Source organism: Nannocystis sp., from assembly GCF_016714285.1.
Lineage (GTDB): Bacteria > Myxococcota_A > Polyangia > Nannocystales > Nannocystaceae > Nannocystis.
This window is the reverse complement of record NZ_JADJNN010000004.1, coordinates 517,722-539,873: the sequence shown is the minus strand read 5'-3', so window position 1 is coordinate 539,873 and position 22,152 is coordinate 517,722. Positions and strand designations below refer to the sequence as shown.

Genomic DNA, 22,152 nt, shown 5'->3' with positions numbered 1-22,152 from the left:
GCCAGGTGATCGCGCGGCGCCAGGGCCCGGCGAGCCCGCCACCGATCTGTCCGAAGGGCCAGGCGATCGCGCCCCCGCCCGGCGAGCCGCGCTTCCTCGGGCGGGGCGGCTTCCTGCTGCGCCGCCTCGTCGTCGACTGGCTGGCGCAGCAGGCCGGCGGGCGTCACCACGACGAGGCGCTCGCGCTGCTGGCCGAGGCCGCCGCGCGCGGCGATCCCAGCGAGCACGTGCGCGTCGGTCTGGCCCGCGCCGCCGGCTCGTGGTCGCCGCCGGGGCCGCGGGTCGTGCGGATGCTGGCGACCCTCGCCGACCCCGCGCGCGAGCCGGCGCCGGCGGTCCGGGCGGCGGCGCTGCTGGCCGCGGCGGGCGGTCCGGCGGCCGAGCTCCTGCTCCTGCGCAGCCTGTCCGAAGAGACATCCGAGCTCGTGCTGCAGGTCGCCTGCGCCGCGGCGGGCGAGCAGGGCGGGGCGGCCCTGGTCGCGGCGCTGACGCGGCTGGCCGCGCGCGACGATCGTTCGCCGGCGCTGCACGAGGCCGCCGCCGCCGCGCTCGAGGCGATCGACTGCATCGACGATCCAGCGCGCGCCGCCTGGACCCGGCTGTTGGCGACGGAGCTGGCGGCGACCCGGCCCGGCGGGACCCGGCGGGTCGCGCTGCGCCGCGCCGACCTGCCGCCGCCGGGTGACGCCCGCTGGTTCGGGCGGATCCTCGCCGCCCTCACGCGCGACGACTGGGGCGTCGACGTCGACCTCGCCCGCGATCGCCTGACGATCCGCCGCGGCGACCGCTGGCGCGGCCGCCTGTGGCGCCTGCTGCACGAGCTGCGCACGCCCTCCGCGAACAAGCGCCAGGCCCACTCGCACACCCGCGGTCGCGTGCTCCGCGGGGCCCTGCGCGCCCACTCCGGCCGGCTGCACGAGGTCACCGCCACCGGCGTCCCGGGCGAGCCGGTGCACTGCGAGCGCGAGGGCGGCTGGGGTCGCCACCTCCCGACCGTCGACGACATCCTCGGCATGCCGCTCCTGCGCGCCCGCCCGATCCTGCTGTTTAGCAGCCACGGCGTCACCAGCCTGCGCTGGTGCGTCGGTCTGCCGGGGCGCCTGGCCGCGCGCGCCCGCCTGCAGCTGCACTACGCCTGGCTCGCGGCCCTGCGCGACGAGTGCCTCGCCAGCGGCGAGCGGGCCCAGCGCGGCCGCTACGCGGCGGCCCTGCGCGCCAGCTTCGGCGTCGAGCTGCGCTTCGCCCCGCACCCCACGCCCGGGCTGTCCCCGGGGACAGCCACCACTGACATGTCCCAAGGGCCAGCTCGTCGCCCGCTGCCGCTGCAGCTGCGCGCGCTGTTCCCCGGCGGGGTCGCGGTCCCGCGGACCGCTGCGATCGGCCCGCCAACGGACCCACGCCCAGGCCCGCCGAGTGGCCCCGTTGGCCCCGTTGGCCCCGTTGACTCCGCTGGCCCTGGTAGCCCGTCGGTTGGCCCCGTTGGCCCCGTTGGCCCCGTTGCCCCCGCAGCCCACGCGGCCGTGCTGCTGAGCCCCGACCTGCTCGACTGGCTGTGGCTGCACGCGCCCTACTTCATCAGCGTGAGCAGCAACAGCCAGCAGGCGCTGGCGCTGTTCCTGGCCGGCGTCGCGGCGCTGGGCCTGCTCGCGGCGTACCTGCGCAGCCGCGGCATCGCCCGCGACCGGGCCGCGATCCCGCTGGTGATCGGCGGCTGGGGCACGCGCGGCAAGTCGGGCACCGAGCGGCTCAAGGCCGGCCTGCTGCACGGGCTCGGCCACCGCGTGTTCGCCAAGACCACCGGCTGCGAGGCGATGTTCATCCACGCCCCGCCCGGCGGCCCCGCCCGCGAGATCTACAGCTTTCGCCCGCAGGGCAAGGCGACGATCTGGGAGCAGCGCACCCTGCTGCACCTCGCCCGTGCGCTCGGCAGCGAGGTGTTCCTGTGGGAGTGCATGGCGCTGTCCCCCGCCTACGTGCAGATCCTCCAGCGCGCCTGGATGCGCGACGACCTCTCGACGATCACCAACGCCTACCCCGATCACGAGGACATCCAGGGCCCCGCGGGCGTCGACGTCGCCGCTGTGATCGCCGGCTTCGTGCCGACCGACGCGACCCTCATCACCTCGGAGCTGAACTTCCTGCCGCTGCTGCGCGCCGAGGCCGGACGCCAGCGCACCCGCGTCATCGAGCTGCCCGCCCTCGCCGGCGAGCTGCTGCCCGCCGACCTGCTGGCCCTGTTCCCCTACGAGGAGCACCCCCGCAACGTCGCCCTCGTCGCCCGCCTCGCGGTGGAGCTCGGCCTCGATCCCGACCTCGCGATCGTGACGATGGCCGAGCACGTGGTCCCGGACCTCGGCGTGCTCAAGCGCTTCGGCCCGGCCCGCGTGCGCGGCCGCCTGCTCGAGTTCATCAACGGCTGCTCGGCCAACGAGCGCACCGGCTTCCTGTCCAACTGGCGCCGCACCGGCTGCGCCACCCAGGACCTCGCCGCCGAGCCCGACCACTACCTCATCACGGTGGTCAACAACCGCGACGACCGCGTCGGCCGCTCGCAGGTGTTCGCCCGCGTGCTCGTCGAGGACGCCGCCGCCGACCGTCACGTGCTGATCGGCAGCAACACCCACGGCCTGCTCGGCTACATCCGCGACGCGCTCGACGAATTCCTCGCCCGCCAGGTCGTGCTGCGCCGCGAGGACCTGTCCCTCGGGACAGCCGGTGAAGTGGCCGCGGCGCGGCGCCTCGATGAGCTGCTGCGACGGCTCCGGATCGTGCCCGGCGAGCCGGGAGCGCTGGCGCAGCAGCTCGAGATCTTCGCCCGCGGGGCCGGGCGGGCGCTGCCGGAGGCGACCCTCGCCGCGGCCGAGGAGCGCAGCGCGCCGTGGCTGCGCGGCGACCGGATCGGCGAGCTGGCGCTGGCGCCGGCCCTCGGCGACGGGATCGGCGAGCTGGCGCTGGCGCCGACCCTCGCCGCCGTTCAGGCGGACCTCGGCGCGTGGATCGAGGCGGCCCTCGCCGCGGCGCCCGTGCTCGAGCTGCGCGACCCGCCCGAGGTCGACGAGCCCGCCAGCTTCGCCAGCGTCGCCGCCCACTTCGTGCGCCAGCTGGCCCGCAGCGCGATCGCCTGCCGCCTGCGCGCCGGCCTCGCGCGCACGATCCGCGGCGGCGAGGCGGCGATCGACGAGTTCCACGTCCACCTGCGCACGGCCTACCGCGGCCTCTTCCTCGAGCTCATCGACCTCGTCGAGGACCCGGCCAGCAGCGGCGACCAGGTCGTGCTGCGCTGCGCCCTCGCCGTGCCGCCCGGGGTCCGCGTCGCCGCCATGGGCACCCAGAACATCAAGGGCACCGGCCTCGACTTCGTGTACCGCTGGCTCGCCCTCGACGCCGCCCAGCAGGCCCTCGCCGCGCTGCAGGCCCGTGACCCGCAGCTGCGCCGCGCCGCCCTCCTGCGCCTCGAGAGCCCCGACGACCCCGGCCTGCTCGACGCGGGCCTGGTCGCCCACGCCCTCGCCGTCCGTCGCCCCGCGCCCGGCGAGGCGGAGCTGCAGGAGCGGGCCCGGGCCCGCGCGCACGAGCGTCATGCGACCCACCGGGCCGCGCTCGCCCAGCGTCGTCGTCGCGGCCGCGGCGAGGCGATCCTCGGCTGGCTCGAGGGCTTCGTCGACTTCCTCGACGGCGCCCGCCGCCACGCCCGCGCCCGCGAGGTCATGCGTGACCTGGTCGCCCGCAGGATCTCCCACGCCCGCGCAGCCCAGGCGATGCGTGAGCTCGACGCGCGGGCCAAGGGCGGCTGGCTGGCGAAGGCCTTGCGTCGCCGGTAAAACCAGCACCCGCGACTGGAATCCGGATCGCCGCGTCGCTTACACTCGCGGCTTCATGCGTTTAGCAACTCTCCTGATCTCCTCGCTCTTCGTCCTCCCGCTGGTCGCTCCGACCGTCGCCCACGCGGACGTGCCCCCCGACGCCGACAAGTACATGGCCTGCGACGGCCTCGCCGTCGACGCCGCGTGCCAGGTCAGCACCATCGACGAGTTCTACACGGGCACCTGCCAGAACCTCCCCTGCGACAGCGACCCGCAGATGACCTGCCTGACCTGCGTCAACGCCGAGGCGGTCACCACCAGCGGCGGCACGGCGGGCGAGAGCGGCGGCGGCACGGCGGGCGAGAGCGGCGGCACGGCGGGCGAGAGCGGCGGCACGGCAGGCGAGACCTCCGTGGGCCAGATGACCACGGCGGGCGAGACCGGCGGGGGCGGCAGCACCGGCGACGGCAACACCGGCGACGACAAGGGCGGCTGCGCCTGCCGCAGCGACCGCAACAACAGCCTCGGCGGCGGCCTGCTCATGCTGCTCGGCGCGGTGCTCCTGCGTCGGCGTCGGCGCTAGCACTCACTCGGCGCGCTCCCTGCTCGCCGCGCCCGCGCAGTCACGCGGCGCGCTCACGCTGCTCGCCGCCATGTTCCTGCGTCTGCGTCGCCACGAGCACTCACTCGGCGCGTAGCGCCGGCCCGCCAGTCGCCTCACCGCTGAGCGCCGCGGCGCGATCGACCAGCGCCAGCATCCCGCGGCGGTGCCCGTTCGGATCCTCCCCGAGGGCCCCCGCGGCGAGCTCACGCACCGCCGAATAGCCGAGCGTCCCGGCGTACTTCGAGCCCCGCAGCTTCATCCCGAACAGCGCCACCGCGGCCGCGAAGCGCAGGTCGCTGGAGGCCGCATCGAGGCTGCTGCCGCGGTCCGCGACCGCGAAGGACAGCAGCTCGCTGGTCTCGCTCTCGGGCTGCTTGAAGCGCAGCTTGACCTGCATCAGCTCGTCGCTCGCCGCCGCCGGGGTCGCCACCGCCCGCTGATACTTGAGCGGGTCGACGCCCGGCGCCGCTGCGCCCGGCGGCAGCACCTCGTACAGCGCCGTGACCGTGTGCCCCGCCCCGATCTCCCCCGCGTCCTTCTTGTCGTCGTTGAAGTCGCTGTGGGCCAGGACCCGGTTCTCGTAGCCGATCAGCCGGTAGGCCCCGACCCGCGCCGGGTTCCACTCGACCTGGATCTTCACGTCCTTGGCGATCGTCACCAGCGTGCCGCCGGCCTGCTCCACCAGCACCTTGCGCGCCTCCATCAAGCTGTCGATGTACGCGTAGTTGCCGTTGCCCTTGTCGGCCAGCAGCTCCATCGCCCGGTCCTGCAGGTTGCCGGTGCCGAAGCCGAACACCGACAGGAACACCCCGCTCTTGCGCTTCTCCTCGATCAGCCGCTCGAGCGCCCCCTGGCTGCTCGGCCCGACGTTGAAGTCGCCGTCGGTCGCCAGGATCACGCGGTTGATCGCGCCGGCCTTGAAGCTCTGGGCCGCCAGCGCGTAGGCCAGCTCGATGCCCGCCCCGCCGTTGGTCGAGCCGCCCGCCTCGAGCTGCCCCAGCGCCGTCACGATCGCGTCGCGCTCGCTGCCCCGCGTCGGCGGCAGCACCACCCCCGAGGCCCCCGCATACACGACGATCGCCACGCTGTCCTCGGGCCGCAGCTCGGCCACGAGCAGCGTCAGCGAGCGCTTGAGCAGCGGCAGTTTGTCCTCGGCCATCATGCTGCCCGACACGTCGAGCAGGAACACGAGGTTGCGCGGCGGCACCGCGGCCGGGGCGATCGTGCGGCCCTTCACGCCGATCTGGACCAGCCGCGCCTGCGCGTTCCACGGGCAGGCCGCGACCTCCGTCTGCACCGCGAAGGGCTGCGGCCCGCGCGGCTCGGCGTACGCGTAGCTGAAGTAGTTGAGCATCTCCTCGATGCGCACCGCGTCGGCCGGCGGCAAGCTGCCGTCCTCGAGGAAGCGGCGCACGTTGCTGTACGCCGCGGTGTCGACGTCGACCGAGAAGGTCGAGCGCGCGTCGTCGGCGACCTGCTTGAACGCGTTCTCCTCGATCGCCGCGTAGCCCTCGCCGCTGGCGTCCGGGGCCGCCGTGGGCCCGTACGCCGCCGCCATGCCCGGCGCCATCGAGCGCGTCGAGTGGTCGTAGTGCCCGGCACGCTTGGCGCAGGCGGACAGCGCGAGGACGAGGAGGGTGAGGGGCAGGGCAGGGCGGCGGGTCAGCATGGCAGCGACCGAAACGCCGCCCTCGCGGGCCGACTTACAGCGCACCCTGACAACAAGAAAGCCCCGCAGGCGTACACCTGCGAGGCTGCTTTGCGATCACGATCGCGATCAATTGGCGACGCGCTGCGCCGGTCGGGCGAAGATGCGGTCGAACGCGCCCTGCACCGACTCCGGCATGTCGGTCGGCGAACCGATCCCGATCAGGTAGAAGGTCCGCTCGCGGATCGTCACCCGCCACAGCTGCAGCGGCTGGCCCTCGGCCAGATCCTCGAGCATGCCGGGGCGCAGGGTCGCCGGCTCCTCCGCGAACACCGGCGCGACCGCGGCCAGGCGGTTGCTCAGGTGCTGGTCGCCCGTGCTCGAGAGCAACAGGCCCTCGCGGGTCGCCAGGGTCAGATGATCGAGCCCATGGTCCTCGGCCACCGCCTGCAAAAACAGGTCGCCGGCCATCCAGGGGTTCTCACTGCGTGCTTGACGTCGTTCCTCCATGGTCTCTCCTCCGTGTGCGAGATGTAGGATAAACGCCTTCCTTCTCCCACGCCAAGAAAGCGGCGAAAGCTCAGGGGGGCCCCGTCCGTGATCCTCCTGGGCTGGGCTGGGCTGGGCTGGGCTGGGCTGGGCTGGGCTGGGCTCGGGAGGATCATGGGCGGGGCCCGGGCAGCGCGGGGCGAGGACGCGATCCACGCCGGGCGGGGCCCGGGCAGGGTCCCTCGCGACGGCGGCGCCTCCCGTCAAGGCGGGTGCTCGGCGCTCGTCGGCTCCGTGCTCACCCTGTCATTCGCACACGAGGTCGGCTTCGATAAGTTGACGCGCCTGCGCGCCCACCTCGCCGGGACCCTCCGCCTGCGTCCCTGCCGCGCCCCGCCTTGCGCCGAGAAAATCGTCTGCGCCCCGCTTGTGGGTTCGCAGGCATGCTGTCCCGAAGGACAGCTGCTGTCGCCCCGGTAGCGGGTTCGTGGGCATGCTGTCCCGAAGGACAGCACGCTGTCGCCCCGGTAGCGGGTTCGCGGGCATGCTGTCCCGAAGGACAGCTGCTGTCGCCCCGCATGCGGGTGCGTGGGCATGCTGTCCCGAAGGACAGCTGCTGTCGCCCGCTCGCGGGTTCGGCGGCATGCTGTCCCAACGGACAGCTTCGGTCGCCCCTGTAGCGACTTCGCGGGCATGCTGTCCCGAAGGACAGCCAGTCATTCGCGTCGCCCGTTGTGGTCCCGACGAAGGTTCCCCGCGGATCGACAAGCGGGCGCCCCCCCCCCCCCCCCGGCGGGGGGCGCCGCCGTCGCGAGGGACCCTGCCCCGGGCCCCGCCCGCCGTGGATCGCGTGCTCGCCCCGCGATCCCCGACCACGCACGCACCCAACACGCGCACCGATCCACGACCGCGATCAACGCTACCCGAGGTCCCAGTCAATCCCCGCGCAGCCGAGCTCCTCGAGCGCCGCATTGATCGCCGAGAACGGCCGGCTCCCCGCGAATTTGGGCCCCTTGCCGATGATCGGCGAAGGATGCGGCGCGAACACCACTCGGTGGCGCTCGCGGTCGACCAGGCTCGCCTTCTTCTTCGCGAAGTCCCCCCACAGCGCGAACACCATCGGCTCGTCGCGCGCGCCGAGGGTCTTGATCACCGCGTCGGTGAACTTCTCCCAGCCCTTGTTCTTGTGCGACCCAGGCGCGTGGGCGCGGACCGTCAGCACCGTGTTGAGCATCAGCACCCCCTGCGAGGCCCAGCGCTCGAGGTGTCCGTGGCCCGGCGGCGCGTGGCCCTGGTCGGCCTCCAGCTCCTTGAAGATGTTGGCCAGCGACGGCGGCGGCTTGGTTCCGGGCAGCACCGAGAAGCACAGCCCGTGCGCCTGGCCCTCGTCGTGGTACGGGTCCTGCCCGAGCAGCACCACCCGCACCTGCTCGAAGGGTGTCAGCTCGAAGGCGCGGAACATGTCCTCCTCGGACGGGAACACCACGCCCTGCTCGCGCTCCGCGTTGACGAACTCCATCAGCTCCGTGAAGTACGGCTTGCTCGTCTCGTCGCAGAGCACCGACGCCCACGAGCCCGGCAACGACCAGCTGCTCCCGTAATACATCGCGCCTCCTCCTGCTACTCGATCCGACGCACCACCTCGGACAGCAGGGCCACGCCGAAGCCCGTGCCGCGGTTCTTCGGGAACGACGGCCCGGCCAGGTCGACGTGACACCAGCGCACCGGCGCGTCGTCGATGTGCCAGTACACGAACTGCGCCGCGCAGGCCGACTGCGCGTTCGCCCGGTTCTTCACCGAGTTGCACATGTCGGCCACCGCGCTCTCGAACTCCTGCTTGTAGAACTCCGGCGCGAAGGGCAGGGGATGGACCAGGTCGCCGCTCGCCTTGCCGGCCGCGATCACCAGCTGCTCGAGCGCCTCGTCGTTGCTGACGATCGCCGCGTGCAGCAGCCCGGTCGACACCAGCTGCGCCCCGGTCAGCGTCGCCGCGTCGAGGATCACGTCGGCGCCGAGCACCCGCGCCGCGTAGCTGACCCCGTCGGCCAGCAGCAGCCGGCCCTCGGCGTCGGTGTTGTTGATCTCCACCGTCTTGCCCGAGTGCATGCGCAGCACGTCGTCGGGCTTGTACGCCGTCGGCCCGACCGCGTTCTCGGCGATGCACAGCACCAGCGACACCCGGTGCTGGCAGCCGCTGCTGGCGAGCACCTTGAAGGCCCCGAGCACCGCCGCCGCCCCGCCCATGTCGCCCTTCATCGACACCATCGCCCCGCTGATCTTGATGCTGAGGCCGCCGGTGTCGTAGGTGACGCCCTTGCCGACCAGGGCCACGTGCCGCCCGCCGCCGGCCTTCGGCGTGTAGCTGGCGACCACCATCCGTGGATGTTCCACCGCGCAGCGACCGACCGCGTGGATGCCCCCGAGCTTCTCCACCAGCAGCTCGTCGCCCACGATCTCGCGCAGCTCCACGCCCGCGAGCCCCGCCAGCTCCTCCCGCACCCGCGCCGCGAAGGCCCCCGGGTGCAGCTCGCTCGGCGGCGTGTCGACCAGGGCCGCCGCCGTGCGCGTCGCGTGCAGCGTCGCCAGGACCTCCGGCCCGATCGGGATCGGCTGGCCGGACCGGTCGAGCGCGAGCAGCTGCACCGCCAGCGTCGAGGCCGGCGAGGACTTCGCTGTGTACACCGGGATGGCCCGCCCGACCGCGTTGACGGCCGGCAGCAGGTGCGCCGCGTCGGTCAGCACCAGCACGATCCCCGCCTTGCCCGTGCTCCCGAGATCGGCCCCCGCGACCACCCGACGCACGCTCTCCGCCCGCGCTGGCGAGTTGTAGCGCGAGCCCTGGTCCGGCAGCACCCCCGTGAACAGCTTGCGCGGCCCCACCGCGGCCCCTGCAGCCGGTGCAGCCTGTGCGCCGGTCAGCGTCGCCGCGACCACCCCGAGGTCGCCCGGCTTCTGCTCGCGCGCCAGCTCGAGCAGCAGCGCCTGCTGCGGCGCCGGCAACAGCTCCGGGAAGCCCTCCGCCGCGAACACACCGGCCGGCGCGACCACCAAGAGGGCGCGGCAATCCTGGACGAGCGAGGCGATGTTCGGGGCGAAGCTCAGGGTCGGCACGGTCGGCAGTATGCCCGAAGAGCCCTGGGGGTTGGGTGCCGCACAAGGCCCGCCTGCTGCACCGCAGTCCCGTGGTTTCGTGCAGAAAATCCCGGACAACTCCCGTGCGTGATAGGGTCGGCCCGCGCCGAAGATGCGCCCCTGCGGGCCAAGGTGTGTTAACGTCACGCCTCTCCTCGCCCTCAGGGGCCTCGCAGCGGCCTCCACCGCGATTCGCGACCCGAGCGACCTCATGAGCAACACGGACGACCACCCGCAAGCAGACCCCCTGTTGGGGCAGACCTTCGCGCGCCGCTACCTGATCGAGCGACGGCTCGGTCGCGGCGGGATGGGGGTCGTCTACCAGGCCACCCAGATCGATCTGAACCGCCAGGTCGTCCTCAAGGTCCTCGCCCCCGACTGGATCGGCGACGCCGAGGCCCTGGCCCGCTTCGAACGCGAGGCCCGCGGCCTCAGCAGCCTCCAGCACCCCAACATCGTCACCATCCACGACTTCGGCCGCGTCGACGGCCGCGCCTTCATCGTGATGGAGAATGTCTCGGGCGACACCCTCGACCGCTTCGTCCGCAAGCGCACCCGCCTCGGCCTCGCCGACTTCGTCCCGATCGCCGCCCAGGTGCTCAAGGGCCTCGGCGAGGCCCACTCGCGCGGCATCATCCACCGCGACATCAAGCCCGCCAACATCATGCTCTGCGAGCGCCAGGGCCGGGCCAACTACGTCAAGATCCTCGACTTCGGCCTCGCCAAGCTGGTCTCCCGGCTCGTCCGACATCACCAAGCAGAACGTCCTCGGCACGCCCACCTGCCTGTCGCCGGAGCAGATCCTCGGCGAGAAGGTCGACCAGCGCGTCGACGTGTACGCCGTCGGCATCCTGTTCTACTTCATGCTCTCCGGCGTCATGCCCTTCCAGGCCGACAACGACGCCTCCGTGCTCTACAAGCACGTCCACGAGAAGGCCACCCCGCTGGTCGACATCCTGCCCGCCGACCACGGCGTCCCCGAGGGCGTGCTCGACCTCATCGCCCGCTGCATGGAGAAGTCCCGCGAGCGTCGCCCACGCGACGCCAACGAGGTCGTCGAGGGCCTGATCGACCAGGTCCCCTTCTCGATGTTCCGCCTCCCGCGGGCCCAGCCCAAGTCCGAGGAGACCGCCGACACCCAGCAGCAACAAGAGGAGCCGCGCGACCCGACCGGCGAGCGCAGCAAGCCCGTCCTCGCCGCCCACGAGATCCAGGTCGGCAGCTTCGGCCGCGACCGCGACGCCGCGCCTGTCTCGGTGTCCGCCACCATGCCGCCCAACGTCATGCCCGCGATCAACAGCGGGAGCCTCAACAACATGGGCGGCAACATGGGCGGCAACGCCGGCAATATGGCTGGCAACATGGCTGGCAATATGGCTGGCAACATGGCTGGCAATATGGCTGGCAATATGGGCGCCGGGGCGCTCCGCGACAGCCGCCCCAGCACCCTGCCGCCGATGTTCAGCAACGCGGCCCTCGCCGACCAGCTCAAGGCCCAGGGCATCGCCGTCGACAACTCCTCGGTGTTCCAGGTCCAGGACGGCCGCACCGTCGTGCTCGTCGGCAACCAGCAACAGCAGGCCCTCGAGCGCCGACGCAACATCATTTACGGCGGCGCCGCCGGCTTCGCTGTGATCTGCCTGGCCCTGTTCGCGTTCACCAGCCGCGGCGACGAGACCCCGACCCCGGACGCCAACGACGTCCGCGGCGCCGACACCCGCGGCGGCGACGGCGAGGACAGCGAGGCCCGCTTCGACGACCTCCTCAGCTCGGCCGAGAACCTGGTCGACGACGGCAAGTTCAGCCAGGCCCAGCGCATGCTCGACGCCTACGAGGAGGACTTCAAGCGCTACCCGCCGCTGATGGTCCGCGCCACGGAGCTCAGCGTCCGCCTCGAGACCTCGCGCATGCTCGCCAGCGGCCGCGGCTTCGAACAGAGCGGCGACAAGGTCTCCGCCCTCAAGATCTACCGCAGCGTGCTCGACACCGACGCCGGCAACGCCGAGGCCACCGCCCGCATCCGGGCCCTCGTCGGCGACGCCAACTTCGCCCTCGTCACCTTCACCGTCGACGACGTCACCGCCACCGTCAGCATCGACGGCGCCGAGATCGGCGTCACGCCGATCACCCACCCGCTCACCGTCGGCAAGCACCAGCTGATCGTCAAGGCCGACGGCTACCGCAACTACACCACCACGTACCCGGTCACCGCCGGCAAGGACGAGACCCTCAAGATCCCGCTCGAGCCCCGGTCCGCCGTCACGCCCCCGACCAAGCGCGGCCCGACGACGACCCCCCCGCCCACCAAGAAGCCCCCGCCCACCGTCAGCGACCCGCCGCCGATCAAGCCCAAGCCCAAGCCCAAGCCCGACGACGACGACATGCTGATGCCGATCAAGCGCGGCAAGTAGACCGCCCTCCACTCGCGTTTCGCTGGCCTCTCGCTGACCCCCCGCTCGCCCTCCGCCCGCCCTCGTGATCGCCATGCACAGATTCGTCGCCACGCTCCTGGCCGCTTCGCTCCTCGCGTCGAGCGCGGACGCCAAGGCCGCCTCGCTCCCGGTCCACCGCAACATCTCCATGGGCTCGCTGACCACGACCGGCCTCGTCGCGTACGCGTACGCGCCGGCGGCCACGGCCACACTGGCAGCCCCGGCCACACCGGCCGCACCCGCCAGCTCTGGCGGCGAGACCGAGACCTTCGACACCCTCGTCGGCCAGGCCACCGCCAAGTTCAAGGACAAGGACTACGCCGGCGCCGTCGCCCTGTTCGAGCGCGCCTACGCCGTCCAGCCCGAGCCGGCGATCCTCTTCAACATCGGCCGCATCTACGAGGAGGCCCAGAACGCGGAGGCCGCGATCGGCTACTACGAGAAGTTCATCGCCGACGAGAGCCTCGAGCTCAAGGACCGCGAGAAGGCCGTCACCCGCCTGCAGATGCTGCGAACGATCGTCGAGATCCGCGAGAAGGAGAAGAACCGCAACAAGCCCAAGCCGGCCGAGCCCGCTCCCGTCACGGAGCCCGCACCCGTCGTCGGCCCGCAGCCGCCCGCCAACAACCCGCCCCCGACCGACAGCAAGCCCGGAAAGTCCGGCCGCCTGCTGCGACCGATCGGCGGCGTCATGCTCGGCACCGGCGCCGCCCTGGTGATCGGCGGGGCCATCGCTGGCGGCGTCGCTCGCGGCGCCCACAACGACTTCGTCGCCGCCAAGACCCTCCCCGAAAAGGAGACCGCGGCCACCCGCGGCCGCTCGCTCGCGGCCACCGCCGACGGCCTGTTCATCGCGGGCGGCGTCATCGCGGCCGTCGGCATCGTCCTCCTCATCGTCCCCGCGGTCCGCAAGTCCCGGGCCGCCCAGGCGCTGCAGCCCCAGGTCTCGCCGACCCACGTCGGCCTCGGCTTCACCCACCGGTTTTAACATGTCATCGCTCACCTCCCTCCGTAGCGTCCTCTTGCTGTCTCTGGCCGCCGGGCTCGGGCTGGTCGCGGGCGCCTGCTCCGCGGTCCTCGACTTCACCGAGTGCCGCAACGACAGCGACTGCAGCGACTTCTTCGTCGACAACAAGCCGATGCACTGCGTCGCGGCCCAGTGCGAGCCGCGCAAGTGCAGCTCCAACTCGCAGTGCGCCGGCCTCGGCGAGGAGTTCATCTGCGGCCTCTCGGGCGCGTGTGCGGCCACCACCAACGCGCAGTGCGCCGCGCCCATCTACGCCGGCGGCAAGCCCAGCGACGACGTCGTGTTCATCGGCTCGATCGTCGACAAGAGCGGCGAGGAGAAGGAGCTCGGCCTCGCCGCCGAGGCCGCCTTCGTCCAGGCCCTCAACGACTTCCACGACGGCGGCGGCAGCCTCCACGACAACAAGCAGGTGGCGATCATCCCCTGCGACTCCGCCGGCTCGGTCACCACCGCCGAGTCGGCCGCCAAGCACCTCGGCCAGACCCTCAACGTCCCCGCGATCCTCGGCCCGCTCGCCGACGACGAGTTCACCCGCGTCGCCGAGAAGGTCAGCGTCATCAACGGCGTGCTGGCCTACACCAACAGCCCCACCGCCGCGATCCCGCTCGACTTCAGCGACTCGAGCGACCTCATCTGGCAGTCGAACGTGAGCGTCACGATCCAGGGCCGGGCCTTCGGCACCTACCTCAAGCACGAGATCGACGCCGACACCTTCAGCACCGCCTCGCCCAAGGTCACCCTGTTGTTCATCCTCGACGACTACGGCTACGCGATGTACTACGCGCTCGCCACCGACAAGAAGGCCGGCGAGATCAACCGCATCCCCGAGGTCAGCAGCCAGGTCATCTCCTCGTACCGCGACCTCGAGGACGGCAAGGCCAAGCTCGACAGCTTCGGCGACACCGACGTCCTCATCGTCCTCGGCGGGGCCGAGGTCGCCGACCTGCTCGCGCACTACAAAGAGAGCGGCAAGCCGTGGCCGACCCGCGTCTACGTCGCCGAGCGCTCCTTCGCCGCCATCACCAAGTCCCCCGACACCAGCCTGCTCCCCAACCTGCGGGCGATCGGTCCGAACCTCGAGACCGCCAACTACGCCGCCGTGAAGGCCCGCATCGGCGCCGCCGCGACCCGCGTCGAGGCCGGACTCGCGTACGACGCCGCGATGGTCACTCTGCTCGGCATGAGCGCCCATAACGGCTCCGACACCATCACCGGCCTGGCGATCCGCAGCGCCATGAGCCGCCTCAACGACGCCACCAGCACCGCCGTGTCCTTCGGCGACCCGCCGGCCACCTTCGTCAAGGCCGCCATCGCCGAGATCAAGGCCGGCAAGACGATCGACGTCGTCGGCGCCAGCGGCCCGCTCGACTACCGCTCCGACGGGACCATCTGCGGCGATCTCGTCGCCTTCGGCCTCGCCGACGACGGGACCTCCCTGGTCCCCGTCGACCAGTTCACCGCCATCTGCCCCGACGGCCTCACTGGCACCTGGGCCCCCGCAGGCTGAGCCCGCGGGCTCGGGTCGTAGCGCAGCGCCTCACGCGGCCGCTCAAACAGCGACGGGTCGAGGCCTCACGCGGCCGCTCAAAACAGCGACGGGTCGAGGCAGCTCTGCGCCTCCGCGCGGCCGCTCAAAACAGCGACGGGTCGAGGCAGCTCTCGTCGCCGGACTGCACGGTCTTGCCGAGCGCGATCGCCTGCGGCAGCAGGGTAGCGACGAAGAACTCGAGGTTGCGCTGCTTGCCCGTGAACAGCGCTGACTCGCCGCGCTCGCCCGCGAGGCGACGGGCGACCATCGCCTGCTCGATCGCCTCCATCCCCAGGAGCACCGTGCCGAACATCCGCAGGAAGGGCGAGGCCTGCAGCATCGCCGCCTCGACCTTGCGCGCCTTGCCGAGCCCCGCCAGGTGCATCGCCGAGCCGGCGAGCATCTGCACCGCCTTGCCGAGCGCCTCCGCGGCCGCGCCCAGGCCCGCCGCCGCCGCCTCGGCGAGCGTCGCGTTGGCCGCGTTCATCCACTCGATGAACAGCGCCCCGCCGCCGACCCGCAGCTTGCGGCCGACCAGGTCCATCGCCTGGATCCCGTTCGTGCCCTCGTAGATCGACGCGATCTTGGCGTCGCGCACCAGCTGCTCGACAGGGTACTCGCCGATGTAGCCGTAGCCGCCGTAGGTCTGCACCGCCAGCGTGGCGACCTCGAAGCCGAGGTCCGTGCAGGTCGCCTTTACGATCGGTGTCCACAGGTCGACCCGACCCTTCAGGCGCTCGCGCTCGGCCGCGTCGGCGGACTCGTGCATCAGGTCGAAGTCCAGCGCCAGCTTGCACAGCAGCGAGCGCATCGTCTCGCTGTACACCTTCTGCAGCATCAACATCCGCCGCACATCCGGGTGCTGCACGATCGCCACCGGGGGCGCGTCCGGGTTCTTGCCGCTCTGCAGCGCCTGGCCCTGCACGCGGTCCTTCGCGTAGGTTCGCGCGAAGCCGTACGCCGCCGCCGCGATCGCCTGGCCCTGCGCCGCCACGCCGATGCGCGCCTCGTTCATCATCAGGAACATCAGCTCGATGCCCTGGTTCTCCTGCCCGACGAGGAAGCCCTTGCACGGCCCGCGCGAGCCGAGCCCGAGCGTGCAGGTCGCGTTGCCGTGGATGCCCATCTTGTGCTCGATGCCCAGCACGTGCGCGCCGTTGCGGGCGCCGAGCGCACCTGTCTCATCGGTCAGGTACTTGGGGACCACGAACAGGCTGAGCCCCTTGGTCCCGCGGCCCGCGTTGGGCGTGCGCGCGAGCACCAGGTGGCAGATGTTCTCGGTGAGGTCCTGGTCGCCGCCGCTGATGAAGATCTTCTCACCCTCGAGCAGGTAGACCTCGGGGTCGTCGGTCGGCGTCGCCTTGCAGCGGTTGTCGCCGACCGAGCTGCCCGCGCCCGCCTCGGTGAGACACATCGTCCCGCCCCACTTGCCGCTGAACATGTTGCCCGCGAAGGGCACCCGCAGCCGCTCCGGCGCGTGCTCAAGATCACCCGCGCCGCCCCGGCCGTGAGCCCCGGATACATCATGAACGCCATCGAGGCGCCGCACAGGATCTCGTTCACGATCATCGCCATCGTGAACGGCATGCCGCCGCCGCCGAGCTCGCTCGGGGCCGACACCGCCACCCAGCCGCCCTCCGCCATGATCTTCCACGCCTCCTTGTAGCCCGGCGGCGTGGTCACGTTGCCGTCGCCGTCGAGCTTGCAGCCGACGCGGTCCCCGGTCTTGTTGATCGGCCCCAGCACCTCCTCTGCCAGCCGCTTCGCCTCGGCCAGCGTCGCCTCGTATACGTCGCGGTCGAGCTCGGCGTAGCGGCCGTGCTGGCCCAGCTTTCGCTGCATCTCCAGCTGGTCAAACAGTACGAAGTGGATGTCCTGCAGATCGACGGCGAAACTGGTGCTGCTCACCCAGCCTGCATACTTCGCATTGCCAGGGGCGTCCAGTGGCCGCGCGCGCTGGTCTTGCCGCGCGCGGGCTACAAGTGCACGCTTGCCGCGCCACAGCCCAGCTGCGGCCCAGCTGCAGCCGGAGCCCGAAGCGCCGTGGCCACCATCGTCCTCTTCAACAAGCCCTTCGGAGTGCAGACGCGCTTCACCGACGCCGCCGGTCGGGCCACCCTCGCCGACTACATCCCCGTCGCCAACGTGTACCCCTGCGGCCGCCTCGACGCCGACAGCGAGGGCCTCGTCGTCCTCACCGACGACGGACGCCTGCAGCACCGCCTCAGCGATCCGCGGCACAAGCAGGCCAAGACCTACTGGGCGCAGGTCGAGGGGATCCCCGACGCCGCCGCGATCGCGCGCCTCGCCGACGGCCTCGAGCTGCGCGACGGCTGGACCGCTCCGGCAGGCGCCCGAGTGATCGCGCCCCCCTCGCTGTGGCCCCGCGATCCGCCGATCCGCTTCCGCGCCGCGATCCCGACGACCTGGCTCGAGCTGGTCCTGCACGAGGGCCGCAACCGGCAAGTCCGGCGCATGACCGCCGCGGTCGGCTTCCCGACGCTCCGCCTCGTGCGCTGGTCGCTCGCCGACTGGGACCTCGAGGGCCTCGCCCCCGGCACCTGGAGATCGCTGCAAATGTGACGCCGGGGCCCAAAACCTCGCCGTGCTGCCTCATACTCGCCCACACACGCGCACGGGCTGGCCCGCAACAAGCCGGCAAAAGACCCCGCAAAACCGGGTCAGAGCGCCGCCCCGGCGAGGAAGTGTTCAGCTTTTCCGCCCGCGAGCACCGTGCTAGCGTGCTGCCAGTCCGATGGGCACGACTCCCGAAGGCCGCCGCGAGGGCCGCAAAAGCGACGATGCGCCCGCGCGACCTTTGAACGCCGTGCCAGGGGCCCAGCCCGCGTCCACCCCGGCCACGCCGGCACCGCTCGCACCACCTTTGGTGCCGTCGCCGCCCGGCGCATCGCCGCTGCTCCCACCAACCATCGGACAGCCGCCCGCGCTCGGGCAGCCACATGTCCCCGCGTTGCCGCGGCTCGGCCCCTCGTCGCGGCCACTCACGCCGCCGAACCAGGCACCGATCCAGGCACCGATCCAGGCGCCGAACCAGGCACCGAACCAGGCACCGTCGTTTCATCCCCCGAACCAGGCGCCGAACCAGGCGTCGGTCACACCCGCTGCACCTTCACGCGGACCAGTCATGCAACCCGGCGGTCAGCCAGGCCTCACGAGCCGCCCCTCTGGTTCTGGCAGCCCGTCAGGCAGCGCATCAGGCAGCGCAGGCAGCGCATCAGGCAGCGCATCAGGCAGCGCATCAGGCAGCGCATCAGGCAGTCAGTCAGGCAGTCAGTCTGGCAGCCAGCTGGGCCTGCGTCGCGGACCGACTGGCACGCAGCCCGGCACGCTATCGGTCGGCCCGACCGGTACGCAGCCCGGCACGCTATCGGTCGGCCCGACCGGTACGCAGCCCGGCACTCTCCTGGTCGGTCCGACTGGCACGCAGCCCGGCACGCTATCGGTCGGCCCGACGGGCACGCAGCCAGGTACCACGCCCGTCATCGGTCCGACCGGCACCGTCGTCGCCAGCGTCGGCCCGACCGGCACGCAGCCCGGCACACAGTCCGGCACGCAGTCCGTTCGGCGCGCCGGGTCCACGCAGTCCACGGGCACCGGCACGCAGCCGGGGACCACACCGGTGGCGGGCCCGACCGGCACGCAGCCGGGTGCCTTCATCGACCCGCCGAGCACCGTCTCCGGCCTCGTCACCCTGCAGCCCTCGGTCACCCAGGTCGTGCCAGCGCCCGACAGCGACGCGGTCCCCGACTCGCTTGCGATCCGCGGCTGGCAGAGCGTCAGCGGGATCACCGACGCCGCCGAGCTCGACACCGATCTGGAATTCGACTCCGACCCGGACACCGTCGGGTACAGCGAGGCCAGCGACGAGGGCGACGTCGAGGACCCGCGCGACTCGCTCGACACCGCGATCGAGGTCGACGAGGACACCGACGACGCCCGCTACGACGACACCGCCGACGTCGACGCCAACCCCGACGACGTGGACGACGCCGACAACGTGGACACGGGCACGCACGACGAGGCCTCCCGCGACGACGACGGCAACGACGGCAACGACGGCAACGACGGCAACGACGAGGACATCGACCCCGACGTCGGCCTCGGCGGCGATGACATCGACGAGGACGATCGCGCCACCGGCACGCCCACCAGCTTCGAGCGCGGACGTTCGGGCGGTGACTCCGGCGACGTCGTCATCCACATCACGCAGAACGGTCAGGCCCCGCCGAGCCGCGCGCGCGACTCCTCCGACGACGGCACCCGCGTCGAGGCCACGCCCAGCGGCGAAGGCGAGGCCGGCTCCGGCTCCGGCTCCGGCTCCGGCTCGCACTCCGGTTCTGGCTCCGGCTCGCTGTCGCCGCGGCGCGACGCGCTGTTCGGCCAGGTCCTCGCCGACCGCTACCGCGTGCTCGACCTGATCGGCAAGGGCGGCATGGGCAAGGTCTACCTCGCCGAGCACGTCGCGCTCGGCAAGCGGGTCGCCGTCAAGGTGCTCAACCCCGCCTACACCCACCGCCCTGATCAGGTGAAGCGCTTCCTGCGGGAGGCCCAGGCGGCCTCGAAGATCGGCCACGAGAACGTCATCGACGTCATCGACTACGGCGAGATGCCCAACGGCGCGGTGTTCTTCGTGATGGAGCACCTGCAGGGCGAGGACCTCGGCAAGCTGCTTCGCCGCAGCGGCTCGCTGCCGTGGTCGCGGGCCCGACGGATCTTGCTGCAGATCTGCCGCGCGCTGCAGGCCGCCCACGCCAAGGGCATCTTGCACCGCGACATGAAGCCGGAGAACTGCTTCATCATCCACCGCAACGGCATGCGGGACTTCGTCAAGGTCCTCGACTTCGGCATCGCCAAGATGCACGAGGAGAACCGCCAGATCTCGCACACGCTGACCCAGGCCGGCGCGCTGATCGGTACGCCCGAGTACATGGCCCCCGAGCAGGTCCAGGGCGAGGCCGGCGACGTGCGCATCGACATCTACGCGCTCGGCTGCATCATGTACCAGCTGCTCACCGGTCAGCTGCCCTTCAGCGACAAGACCATGTTTGGCGTCCTGTCGCAGCAGGTCAACGTGCGCCCGGTGCCGCCGCGTCAGCTCGCCCCCGACGCCGACATCCCGGTCGAGGTCGAGACCATCATCCTCAAGGCCATGGAGAAGGACCGCGCCATGCGCTTCCAGACCATGGCCGAGCTCATCGAGGGCATCGTCGCCGCCCCGCGCGGCCTCTCGGACGGCCGCTCCGGCACCACCAGCAACCTCGACGCCGCCGCCTCCGCCGCCCGCATCGCTGCGGCCATGAACGCCGCCAGCGCCCAGGCCCTCGCGGCCGCCAACAGCGGCAGTGCCAGCAGCGCCAACGGCAGCAGCACCCCGCAGGACGTCACCTTCCCCGGCAGCCCGACCGGCCCGCTCAGCAACAGCAACATCGCCAACCAGGTCACCGTCGGCTCCGGTGGCCACTGGCCCGAGGCCGTGCGCGACCCGCAGCTGCTCACCAAGCTGGTCATCGGCCTGCTCGCGGCCGTGCTCCTGCTGGTGGTCGGGCTGGTCTTCGCGCTCAACCGCGGCGGCGAGGCTGGTGACACGGTCGCCGCCACCGGGGCCCCGGTCGACAAGCAAGGCCCACCGGAGCCGGTCCAGGTCGTGACACCGCCGCCCGAGCCGACCGTGCCCGAGCCGGTGCCCACGCCGGTCCCGGGCGAGGAGACCGCGGACATCATCGTCGACGACGACGATCCGGAGGTGACGAAGAAGGGCCCACCGATCAAGGACCCGCCGCCGCGGATCAAGAAGGACCCGCCGGTCAAGAAGGACCCGCCGGTCAAGAAGGACCCGAAGACCGAGCCGCTGGCCTCGCCCACGCTCGAGAAGCTCGAGCCCTTCGATCAGCGCCGCGTGCTGACCAGCTCCGCCATCGTCAAGGACGTCGAGGCCTGCCGGGTCTCCGCCGGGGCCGTCCGCGGCGCCGTCGCGCTGGTGAAGATGAAGGTCGAGGGCGCCACCGGCCGGGTCCTCGAGATGTCCCCCGCCGACACCAGCTCCGCTGCCCGCTGCATCGCCAAGTCGGTCAAGTCCAAGGTCAAGTTCGACCGCTTCAAGCAGAAGACGCAGGAGTTCGTCTGGCGCTTCTCGCTGTGACGCGATGCGCGTCGCCTTCGCCACGCTCGGCTGCCGACTGAACCAGTTCGAGACCGACGCGCTCGAGCGGGTCGTCCGCGCCGCCGGGCACGAGGTCGTCGGCTTCGACGACCGCGCCGCCGACCTCTACGTCGTCAACAGCTGCACGATCACCCACGACGCCGACGCCGACACCCGCCAGCTGGTGCGCCGCGCGGCCCGGCAGCGTCCTGGCGCCCGCATCGTCGTCACCGGCTGCATGGCCACCGCCGACCCTGACGCGCTCGCGGCCATGCCCGAGGTCTCGCGCGTGCTCGGCAACCGCGAGAAGGAGCGCTTCCTCGAGCTGGCCCTCGGGACAGGCGACGATCGCGTGCACGTCGCCGCCGTCGACCTCGCCCGGCGCCAGCGGATCGCCCGTCTGCAGCCCGCCGCCGACCCCCGGCGCAGTCGGGCCTACCTCAAGATCCAGGACGGCTGCGACTACCGCTGCAGCTTCTGCATCGTCCCGCAGGTGCGCGGGCGCAGCAGCAGCCTCCCGCTCGCCGAGGCCCGCGCCCAGCTGCGGGCGCTGATCGCCGCCGGTGTCCCCGAGGTCGTGCTGACGGGCGTCCACCTCGGCACCTACGGCCGCGACCTCGCCCCGCGCAGCGACCTCTGCGGCCTGCTCGCAGTCCTCCTCCCCGAGCTCGGCCCGGCCCGCCTGCGCCTCGGCTCGGTCGACCCGCACGAGGTCGACGACCGTCTCATCGCCCTGCTGGCGGGCGATCGCCGGCTGTGTCGCCACCTCCACCTCCCGGTCCAGAGCGGCGACGACGGCGTGCTGCGAGCGATGCGTCGCGGTCACAGCGTCGCCGACCTGCGCGAGCTCCTGCCCCGGCTCGCCGCCGCGGTCCCGGGCATCCACCTCGGCACCGACGTGATCGCCGGCTTCCCCGGCGAGAGCCTCGCCGCCTTCACGCGCACCGTCGATCTCCTGGACGCGGCCCCGCTCGCCAGCCTGCACGTGTTCTCGTACTCGGAGCGCCGCGGCACCGCGGCCGCCGAGCTCCCGGACCCCGTGCCTCCCGGCGAGCGCCTGCGTCGCACCCGGGTCCTGCGCGCCCTCTCGCAGCGCAAGGGCCTCGCGTTCCGCGGATCGCAGCTCGGCGTCCTCGCCCCGGCGGTGGTCTACCGCGCCCGCGACCGCCACAGCGGCCGCCTCGTCGCCCTGACCGACAACTACATCAAGGTCCAGCTGGACGGCCCCGACGCGCTGCTCGGTCGCGCGGTCCGTCTGCGCCTCACCGCCCTCGACGGCGAGCGCAGCCTCGGCGAGCTCGTGGAATGACCTGTCCCCGGGGACAGCCC

At 72.2% G+C, this 22,152-nt stretch carries 13 protein-coding genes and 2 pseudogenes; 9 read left to right on the top strand and 6 right to left on the bottom strand.

The window, feature by feature from the left end:
* Positions 1–5 precede the first annotated feature (5 nt).
* Together IPJ59_RS13235 and IPJ59_RS13230 are read left to right on the top strand one after the other, a co-directional pair.
* Complete coding sequence (locus IPJ59_RS13235) at positions 6–3,821, top strand: hypothetical protein (RefSeq protein WP_293271914.1); 3,816 nt, start codon at positions 6–8, stop codon at positions 3,819–3,821.
* Positions 3,822–3,876: 55 nt separating this feature from the next.
* Positions 3,877–4,386 carry an MYXO-CTERM sorting domain-containing protein gene (locus IPJ59_RS13230; protein WP_293255112.1) on the top strand — a complete coding sequence of 170 codons (510 nt, stop codon included), beginning with the start codon at positions 3,877–3,879 and terminating at the stop codon, positions 4,384–4,386.
* A gap of 100 nt (positions 4,387–4,486) precedes the next feature.
* Here the strand turns inward: IPJ59_RS13230 and IPJ59_RS13225 are convergent, their stop codons facing one another.
* The 4 genes from IPJ59_RS13225 to IPJ59_RS13210 all read right to left on the bottom strand — a co-directional run bounded on the left by IPJ59_RS13225 (position 4,487) and on the right by IPJ59_RS13210 (position 9,655).
* Positions 4,487–6,076 carry a vWA domain-containing protein gene (locus IPJ59_RS13225; RefSeq protein WP_293271913.1) on the bottom strand — a complete coding sequence of 530 codons (1,590 nt, stop codon included), beginning with the start codon at positions 6,074–6,076 and terminating at the stop codon, positions 4,487–4,489.
* Positions 6,077–6,184: 108 nt separating this feature from the next.
* A complete protein-coding gene (locus IPJ59_RS13220; RefSeq protein ID WP_293271912.1) occupies positions 6,185–6,565 on the bottom strand; it encodes a hypothetical protein in 381 nt (126 codons plus the stop codon).
* A gap of 898 nt (positions 6,566–7,463) precedes the next feature.
* On the bottom strand, positions 7,464–8,150 hold the full coding sequence (gene ung / locus IPJ59_RS13215; protein WP_293271911.1) for a uracil-DNA glycosylase: 687 nt from the start codon (positions 8,148–8,150) through the stop codon (positions 7,464–7,466).
* A 14-nt stretch (positions 8,151–8,164) separates the two neighbouring features.
* Positions 8,165–9,655: a leucyl aminopeptidase family protein gene (locus tag IPJ59_RS13210; RefSeq protein ID WP_293271909.1), complete on the bottom strand. Its 1,491-nt coding sequence runs from the start codon at positions 9,653–9,655 to the stop codon at positions 8,165–8,167.
* A 133-nt stretch (positions 9,656–9,788) separates the two neighbouring features.
* Here IPJ59_RS13210 and IPJ59_RS37745 point away from each other — a divergent pair.
* From IPJ59_RS37745 to IPJ59_RS13195, 4 genes and pseudogenes are all read left to right on the top strand, one after another.
* A pseudogene (locus IPJ59_RS37745) lies at positions 9,789–10,403 on the top strand (serine/threonine-protein kinase); the annotation flags it as partial.
* Positions 10,404–10,425: 22 nt separating this feature from the next.
* Positions 10,426–12,087: a PEGA domain-containing protein gene (locus IPJ59_RS13205; RefSeq protein WP_366524585.1), complete on the top strand. Its 1,662-nt coding sequence runs from the start codon at positions 10,426–10,428 to the stop codon at positions 12,085–12,087.
* A 73-nt stretch (positions 12,088–12,160) separates the two neighbouring features.
* On the top strand, positions 12,161–13,096 hold the full coding sequence (locus IPJ59_RS13200) for a tetratricopeptide repeat protein (RefSeq protein ID WP_293255128.1): 936 nt from the start codon (positions 12,161–12,163) through the stop codon (positions 13,094–13,096).
* A 1-nt stretch (position 13,097) separates the two neighbouring features.
* The gene (locus tag IPJ59_RS13195) at positions 13,098–14,642 is read left to right on the top strand and encodes an ABC transporter substrate-binding protein (RefSeq protein ID WP_293255130.1); all 1,545 of its coding nucleotides are present in this window, start codon (positions 13,098–13,100) and stop codon (positions 14,640–14,642) included.
* A 124-nt stretch (positions 14,643–14,766) separates the two neighbouring features.
* On the opposite strand, the gene IPJ59_RS13190 is transcribed toward IPJ59_RS13195, so the two are convergent.
* Together IPJ59_RS13190 and IPJ59_RS38685 are read right to left on the bottom strand one after the other, a co-directional pair.
* Positions 14,767–16,122 carry an acyl-CoA dehydrogenase gene (locus IPJ59_RS13190; protein ID WP_293271907.1) on the bottom strand — a complete coding sequence of 452 codons (1,356 nt, stop codon included), beginning with the start codon at positions 16,120–16,122 and terminating at the stop codon, positions 14,767–14,769.
* A 98-nt stretch (positions 16,123–16,220) separates the two neighbouring features.
* Positions 16,221–16,307, bottom strand: a pseudogene (locus IPJ59_RS38685) (hypothetical protein); the annotation flags it as partial.
* Between the two features lie 318 nt (positions 16,308–16,625).
* Between IPJ59_RS38685 and IPJ59_RS13180 the strand changes: the two are divergent.
* From IPJ59_RS13180 to mtaB, 3 genes are all read left to right on the top strand, one after another.
* On the top strand, positions 16,626–17,246 hold the full coding sequence (locus IPJ59_RS13180) for a pseudouridine synthase (RefSeq protein WP_463673356.1): 621 nt from the start codon (positions 16,626–16,628) through the stop codon (positions 17,244–17,246).
* 1,057 nt (positions 17,247–18,303) lie between these two features.
* Positions 18,304–20,823: a serine/threonine-protein kinase gene (locus IPJ59_RS13175; RefSeq protein WP_293271905.1), complete on the top strand. Its 2,520-nt coding sequence runs from the start codon at positions 18,304–18,306 to the stop codon at positions 20,821–20,823.
* Between the two features lie 4 nt (positions 20,824–20,827).
* Positions 20,828–22,132 (top strand): tRNA (N(6)-L-threonylcarbamoyladenosine(37)-C(2))-methylthiotransferase MtaB, encoded by a 1,305-nt coding sequence (gene mtaB / locus IPJ59_RS13170; RefSeq protein ID WP_293271904.1) that lies wholly within the window; start codon positions 20,828–20,830, stop codon positions 22,130–22,132.
* Positions 22,133–22,152: the final 20 nt, after the last annotated feature.